The sequence below is a fragment of the Pseudarthrobacter sp. NPDC080039 genome, from assembly GCF_040702335.1.
GTDB classification, from domain to species: Bacteria; Actinomycetota; Actinomycetes; order Actinomycetales; family Micrococcaceae; genus Arthrobacter; species Arthrobacter enclensis_A.
On the sequence record NZ_JBFBKY010000033.1, the window covers coordinates 21,550 to 27,549 of the forward strand.

General features: G+C 60.9%; 4 protein-coding genes and 1 pseudogene. 2 read left to right on the forward strand and 3 right to left on the reverse strand.

What is annotated here, in order from left to right; all coding sequences use genetic code 11:
- Positions 1-5: 5 nt before the first annotated feature.
- Positions 6-1,109: pseudogene (locus AB0313_RS20240) on the forward strand (IS3 family transposase); the annotation flags it as partial.
- A 79-nt stretch (positions 1,110-1,188) separates the two neighbouring features.
- Here the strand turns inward: AB0313_RS20240 and AB0313_RS20245 are convergent.
- The 3 genes from AB0313_RS20245 to AB0313_RS20255 are packed head-to-tail and all read right to left on the reverse strand — an operon-like array spanning position 1,189 to position 4,237.
- Complete coding sequence (locus AB0313_RS20245; protein WP_366307910.1) at positions 1,189-2,169, reverse strand: MaoC family dehydratase; 981 nt, start codon at positions 2,167-2,169, stop codon at positions 1,189-1,191.
- Positions 2,166-3,011, reverse strand: a complete 846-nt coding sequence (locus AB0313_RS20250; RefSeq protein ID WP_366307912.1) for a CoA ester lyase — start codon at positions 3,009-3,011, stop codon at positions 2,166-2,168. The genes AB0313_RS20245 and AB0313_RS20250 overlap by 4 nt, the downstream gene beginning before the upstream one ends.
- The gene (locus AB0313_RS20255) at positions 3,008-4,237 is read right to left on the reverse strand and encodes a CoA transferase (RefSeq protein WP_366307914.1); all 1,230 of its coding nucleotides are present in this window, start codon (positions 4,235-4,237) and stop codon (positions 3,008-3,010) included. Before AB0313_RS20255 ends, AB0313_RS20250 begins: the two co-directional genes overlap by 4 nt.
- Positions 4,238-4,440: 203 nt before the next feature.
- On the opposite strand from AB0313_RS20255, the gene AB0313_RS20260 reads away from it, so the two are divergent.
- Positions 4,441-5,193 (forward strand): GntR family transcriptional regulator, encoded by a 753-nt coding sequence (locus tag AB0313_RS20260; protein WP_366307916.1) that lies wholly within the window; start codon positions 4,441-4,443, stop codon positions 5,191-5,193.
- Positions 5,194-6,000 lie beyond the last annotated feature (807 nt).

A 6,000-nucleotide genomic window follows, 5' to 3' on the forward strand; every position in this document is an offset into this window, starting at 1 on the left:
ATGTTATTGATGTGGCCCGTAAGGGCGAGGTGCCGCTGGCGCAGATTTGCCAAGGATTTCGGGCTGTCGGTCACTCCGCTGAAGCGCTGGATAGCCATCGTCGAACATAAGGATTCCGGGGCCATCCCGGCGGCGGAGTCGGCCGAGATGCGTGAACTGAAGAAGCGGAACCGGTTGTTGGAGCAGGAGAATGAGATTCTGCACCGGGCCGCGGCCTTTCTGGCAAGGGACATCAACCCAAAATGGCAGATCTACCCGCTGGTCACGGATCCTGCCGGTGTCGGTGTTCGCGTGGCGGTGACCTGCAGGGTGTTGAGATTCAGCAGGCAAGGCTATTACCGGTGGAGGGCCAACCAGGTGACAGAACGGGACTGCGTCGATGCGCACCTGGTCAACGCCGCGCGAGACATCCACGCCGACGACCCCGCCTCGGGGTAACGGTTCATCGCCGATGAGCTCCCGGGGATGCGCATCGCAGCGAGTGAGAACAGGGTCCAGCGCCTGTGCAGGGAGCACGGCATCTGGTCAGTGCTTTCTAAAAAGCGTGGCCTCAACCGCAGACCCGGGCCACCGGGCCACGACCACCTGATCGAGCGGGACTTAACCCGCCACGGCACCGAACGAGCTGTGGCTGACGGACATCACCGAACACCCCACCGCAGAGGGAAAGCTCTACCTCTGCGCAATGAAAGACGTCTACTCTGGCAGGATCGTCGGATACTAGATGGACTTTCGGATGAAATCCTCGCTGGCCGTCGGCGCACTGGGTAACGCCATTCGGTCTCGCCGCCCGGCAGGGACCGTCGGGCACTCGGACCGGGGGTCCCAGTTCCCGTCGCGACGATTCGTCGAATCACACGGTCACCACGGTCACCGCGTCGACGGGCGGGGTCGGTGCCTACTCGGACAACGCCGCGATGGAGTCCTTCCTCTCGCTGCTGCGGAAGAACGTGCTGGACCCTCAGTGCTGGTTCACCAAACAGGAACTTCGACTGGCGATAACGACCTGGATCGAGCGGACATGCCACCGCCGGCGAGGGCAAAGACGGCTCGGCAAACTCACGCCCATCGAATATGAAACAATCGGCCAGACCGCGCTCACAGCGGCCCAAGACCCCGAGTCAACAAAAGCGGGGCAGTCCCCCTTGATTAATAAGTGGAACTACGCCGCTTCACCACCGAGTTCAATCACTTACTCAGTGCGGTCAACTTCCAGTCGAGCACCGGCTCGGACGGGTTCGCGTCGCGCTTCGCGGATGCGAGCACGCGCAAGGTGACCGCCTTGAGCCCGGTGAGTTGGTCTTCCCCGCCGCACAGCTCTTCGACGTCCAGTACTTCGATAGACGACACCAGGGTGTCGCCTTCACGAACAGGGCCGGTATGGTCGCAGCTGTGCCAACTGGCGATTGTTATGAGGTTTGGCAGGGTTCTTGTCAGTTGCGCCAGGGCCAGGCCGATGGTGTGACCGCCGTAAACCAGGCGGCCGGATGACTGACTGAAGCGATCGTGATGGATGTGCGCCACATTGAGCGTGAGCCGAGCCAGCTCGGCCGCACCGGAGACGAGGTCGCCCGCCTCAAGAACCCACTTATCCCCCCTTGCTATACCGCCGGATGCCGGAATACCGGAACAATTCCATCCTCGGACCATAGTGCTAATCGAAGCAGGGTCGGGCGCAGTCCCAATGGAGCTAAGGTCATCCTCCCTGCCGGTCTGCACATCCGGTGAGCTGAGGGGCAACATTGCACAACGCCAGAAGTCCAACACCAGGCGGTCTTCCTGGTCACGAGTGGTGATACGCAATGCCGCCAGCCCGCTGGGCCGGCTAGCGTTTTGCCGCAGGCCGACTACCTCAGTTCTGGTATAAAGGGTGTCTCCGATGGACGGAAGCCGATGAAAGGCCAGCCCGCGGTAGAAGAGGTTAGCCACAACACGCCGGGTCACGAGGGTTGACTGCCCGATCGCCACGTCCCACACGAAGGAAGGATCGGCCGATTCCAAGCCGGTGACGCGTTGCGCAAAACTGGCATCGAGCGACAGTCGGAGTCGGCTCCCTAGGATGGACTGATGGACGGCAGCGCGTCCAGCGGTAAGTGTCAGTGCAGGGGCTGTGTCGAAAACGTCCCCCACGTTAAGCTCATCGAAGAAGGGCCCCTCGTGGCCGCTCATGAGATAACCACACGCGAAAGCACCCGGCGTGCCTGCACAGCGACAGCTTCGTCGAGCATCCGCCCTCGCCATTGGACGGCGCCTTGTCCGCTGCGCAGCGCTGCGTCCATGGCAGCTAACAGTCCCCGAGCCTCATCGGCTTCCTCACCAGAGGGGGTGAAGGCGTCCTGCACCACCCCGGCTTGGCGTGGGTGAATTACCCACTTGCCGTCGAACCCGAGCGACTCTGCGGCGACGGCCGCTTGCTGGAGGGCGGCGTCTGCGTGCACAGTGAGTAGTGGACCGTCAACTGCTTGAATGCCCGCGATGCGAGCGGCCAGTATCACGGCGTCGTGGGCGAACTGCCAGGAAGCATGGAGGCGCCGGCCCAGCGAGACACCGAGGTCTGCGTATCCGATGATGAGCGAAACCATACGTCGAGATGCTGCTGCGATGGCCTGTACGTCGCCGATTCCGTGCGCAGATTCGATTAGGGCCTGAACCCTCACTAAGGCAGCACGCCCCTGTTCTCCCTCGAGCCGCACCAGCTGGCGCTCCACTTCTTCTATGTCTTCGGCGCTATCGACCTTTGGAAGGACAATCGAGGTGATGGCATCATTAGCGACGACTGCGGCCAGGTCATCAAGAACCCAGGCCGAATTGAGAGCATTGACCCTGACCGCTATTCCACCACGCTCGCGGGGGGCAATAGCAGCCAGCACCGCCCGTGCATCGTCCTTCCTGGTCGGCGCTACTGCGTCTTCAAGATCCACGACGACCTCGTCGACGTCGACCGCGAGTGCTTTGGCCACTTTGGCCGGCTCACTGGCCGGAACGCACAGGACCGAACGTCGAGTTGTCATGCTGCCGCTCCAATCACATTGTCATCGTGTAGTTTTCCGAGCTCAGAAGGGCTGAGGCCCAAGATTTGCTCGAGTACTTCGTCGGTATGCTGCCCTAAAGCGGGGGCGACGCTAGCAGGGCCGTATTCGGCGCCTAAGCGGATGGCGGAGCGCGCTGAGACAACACGCCCTATTCCAGGCTGGTCAACGTCCGCCAAGACCGAACGGGCCTCAGCGCGCCGGAAGTCATTCACCACCTCTGTCATGGTTCGGTAGCGGCTCCAGAGGGCGTGGCCCTCTGTCAGCGCCCGGCTTACCTCGTCGATGGAGCGGGCCTCGAACCAGGAACGCAGGACCGCAGTTATGGTTTCACGCTGCCGGTACCGGTCCCCCTCCTCAGAGAGGTTCACGCCGAGGGCATCCTCCAGTGCCGCAAACACAGGTCGCGTTCCGGTGATTTTTTGCAGTGCATCCCACTGCCGAGATGTGAGGGCCACAACCATCACGCGGTTTCCGTCCGACGTTTGAAAGTCCACGCCGTAGCTCCCGTAAAGGTAGTTGCCGACTTTGGGACGGTCAGTTTCAAGCTCATCGGCCTCGGCAAACCAGCCCATGTTTGCAAGCCCGGCCAATGCAACATCGCCAAGTGCCACTTCCAGGTAAGCGCCCTCGCCCGATTGGTCGCGGTGCCTGAGCGCTGCCAGCAGAGCGGTGGTCGCCGTCATGCCAGTCAGGAGGTCCCAAGCGGGAAGCACATGGTTTACCGGGCCGGAAACGCCAAGCGGGCCCGTTATGTCGGGAACGCCCACTTCGGGGTTAATTGTGTAATCGACGGCAGGTCGCCCATCAGCGCTTCCGCCAATGCGCACCTGAATGATGTCTCGGCGACGCTCGGCAAGCTTTTCATAGGCTAGCCATGACCGGCCGACCTGGTTGTCCACCAGCACCCCGCTTTGCGGACCTGGTGCAGCCGAAAGGGCCAGCAAGAGTTCGCGCCCTTCTGGCCGGCGCAGATCGATCATCACGGAGCGCTTTCCCTTATTGAGGCCGGTCCAAAAAAGGCTGTTTTGCGACCGCTGCGAGACGGGCCACCGTTTATAGTCGGGGGCACCACCGAGGGGGTCCACGCGGATAACGTTCGCACCCAACTGGGCGAGCGTCAGGCAACCGGAGGGGCCGGCAACAAAACTTGCGCATTCGATCACTCGCAGTCCCGCAAGCGGCTGCGGCGGCTGTCTGTTGGGCAATGGAGGCCTCCTGATCATCGTCGAGAATGCTTCGGCTTAGCTACGAGTACGAGACACACTTAACACACCAGCGGCATCCTTATCTCTGGGGAAAAGGGGGCCCGGACGCAACGCTTCCCACTGGCAATCCTCGAGCAGGAGCCTAAAACATCATATATTATGGTTCCAGTATAGGCTTATTCCAGTTAGATATACTATGTGTCATGTCTTCTTTGCAGCCGTCCCTGAGAAAGTCTTCCGCGGAGGACACTTTTACAAATCGCCCAAACCGCACTCCGAAGCGACAACAGCTTCCCGAGGAAGTCGCCTCGTATGTCCGTGAACTCATAATTTCAGGTGACGTTAAACCTGGGGATTTCCTCCGCATGGAGCGGATCGCAGAGGCAGTTGGCGTTAGTAATACGCCCGTCCGTGAAGGGCTGCTTCTCTTGAGCAGTGAGGGTTTCGTCAAACCGATTCCGCGTCGTGGGTTCGTGGTTGCGGGCTTTTCACCCCAGGATGTGCGGGACCTCTTCTGGGCACAAGCAGTGATCGGGGGAGAGCTCGCCTACCGCGCGGCGCAGAGAATCACTCAGGAGAGCCTTGCTCGACTGGAGGAAATGAACGAATCGTACGCGGAGGCGGCTCTTCGCGGCGACGATGACGCACTCGTGGATCTGGGTCATCTGTTCCACAGGGAGATCAACCTCGCCGCTGAATCCCCCAGGCTCGCCCTTGTGATGGGCACCGTCGTGAAGCAACTGCCCAACCGTTTCTACGCGGCGATTGAAGGCCAGGTACTCGACAGCCGGGGCGAACACCCCTTGATCCTGGAAGCCCTGCGAGCCGGCGATTCCGAGGGAGCCCGTGAACTGGTAATGAAGCATATCGGTGGGGCGGCAGATCGCCTCGTCGATATGCTGAGAAAAAGAGGACTTTGGGACGATCAGGCCGTCGCTAAAGAGGGTAATCTTTGACCGCTGAAGTTAAGGATTAGGATCAAAACGCAGAGCAGCCAGCGCTGAGCTACACAGGAACTCGAAAAAGATCCGCCCTTGTCCGCGCCCACGGGCCGTATGAGGGGCGAAGTCTTCAAGCGCCACACGGATGCCATCCGTCCCCTCGACACCCAAGGCCCGTGGGCGTCGGCATCATCAGCGGGTGTGGGAGACCTCTGATGCGCTTTTTGAGCCACCCATGACAAGGACGGTCGGGCGCCCCCGACAGGATCGTAGGTCCTAGGTCCGGGAGCTGCTGCGCCTACTCTTGCTGATCCAAATCGGTCGCGATAGCGGGGCCCCGGTCTCACTCTGATCAGTCCTCCCCGCCAGGCAACGCAGGCGATCACGTCAAAACGGATCAACCATTCAGACAGTCCCGCAAACGGGGGCTCTCCTACTGCTTTTACACGTGAGGGTATGAGCCAGCCACCTTTTTATCCTTGATCCACCGATGGCGTCGGGTCACCGGACCCCGACCTAGAGTGCCAGTCCCATGGCCTGGACCAGGCCGGCGGCTGACACATGGTTGGGCTCATCGAAGGAAGCTGACGAGGACGTGCCGGTGTGGGAAAATTGCATCTACGAGATGCCTCTCTTTTCTGTGAGAAGGTGTTCTGTGCAAACCCCATTTTCCGCGAAGGGACAGCTGTTCTCGGTTTAACCGCCGATAGCGCCCCAATCAGCATCAGTGTTAGCGGCCATGAAAAACTGCCCATAGGCGGCCACGAAAATGCCCACTGACGGCCAGCAAAACTGCCCACCGGTGGCCATGAGATCTGCCCA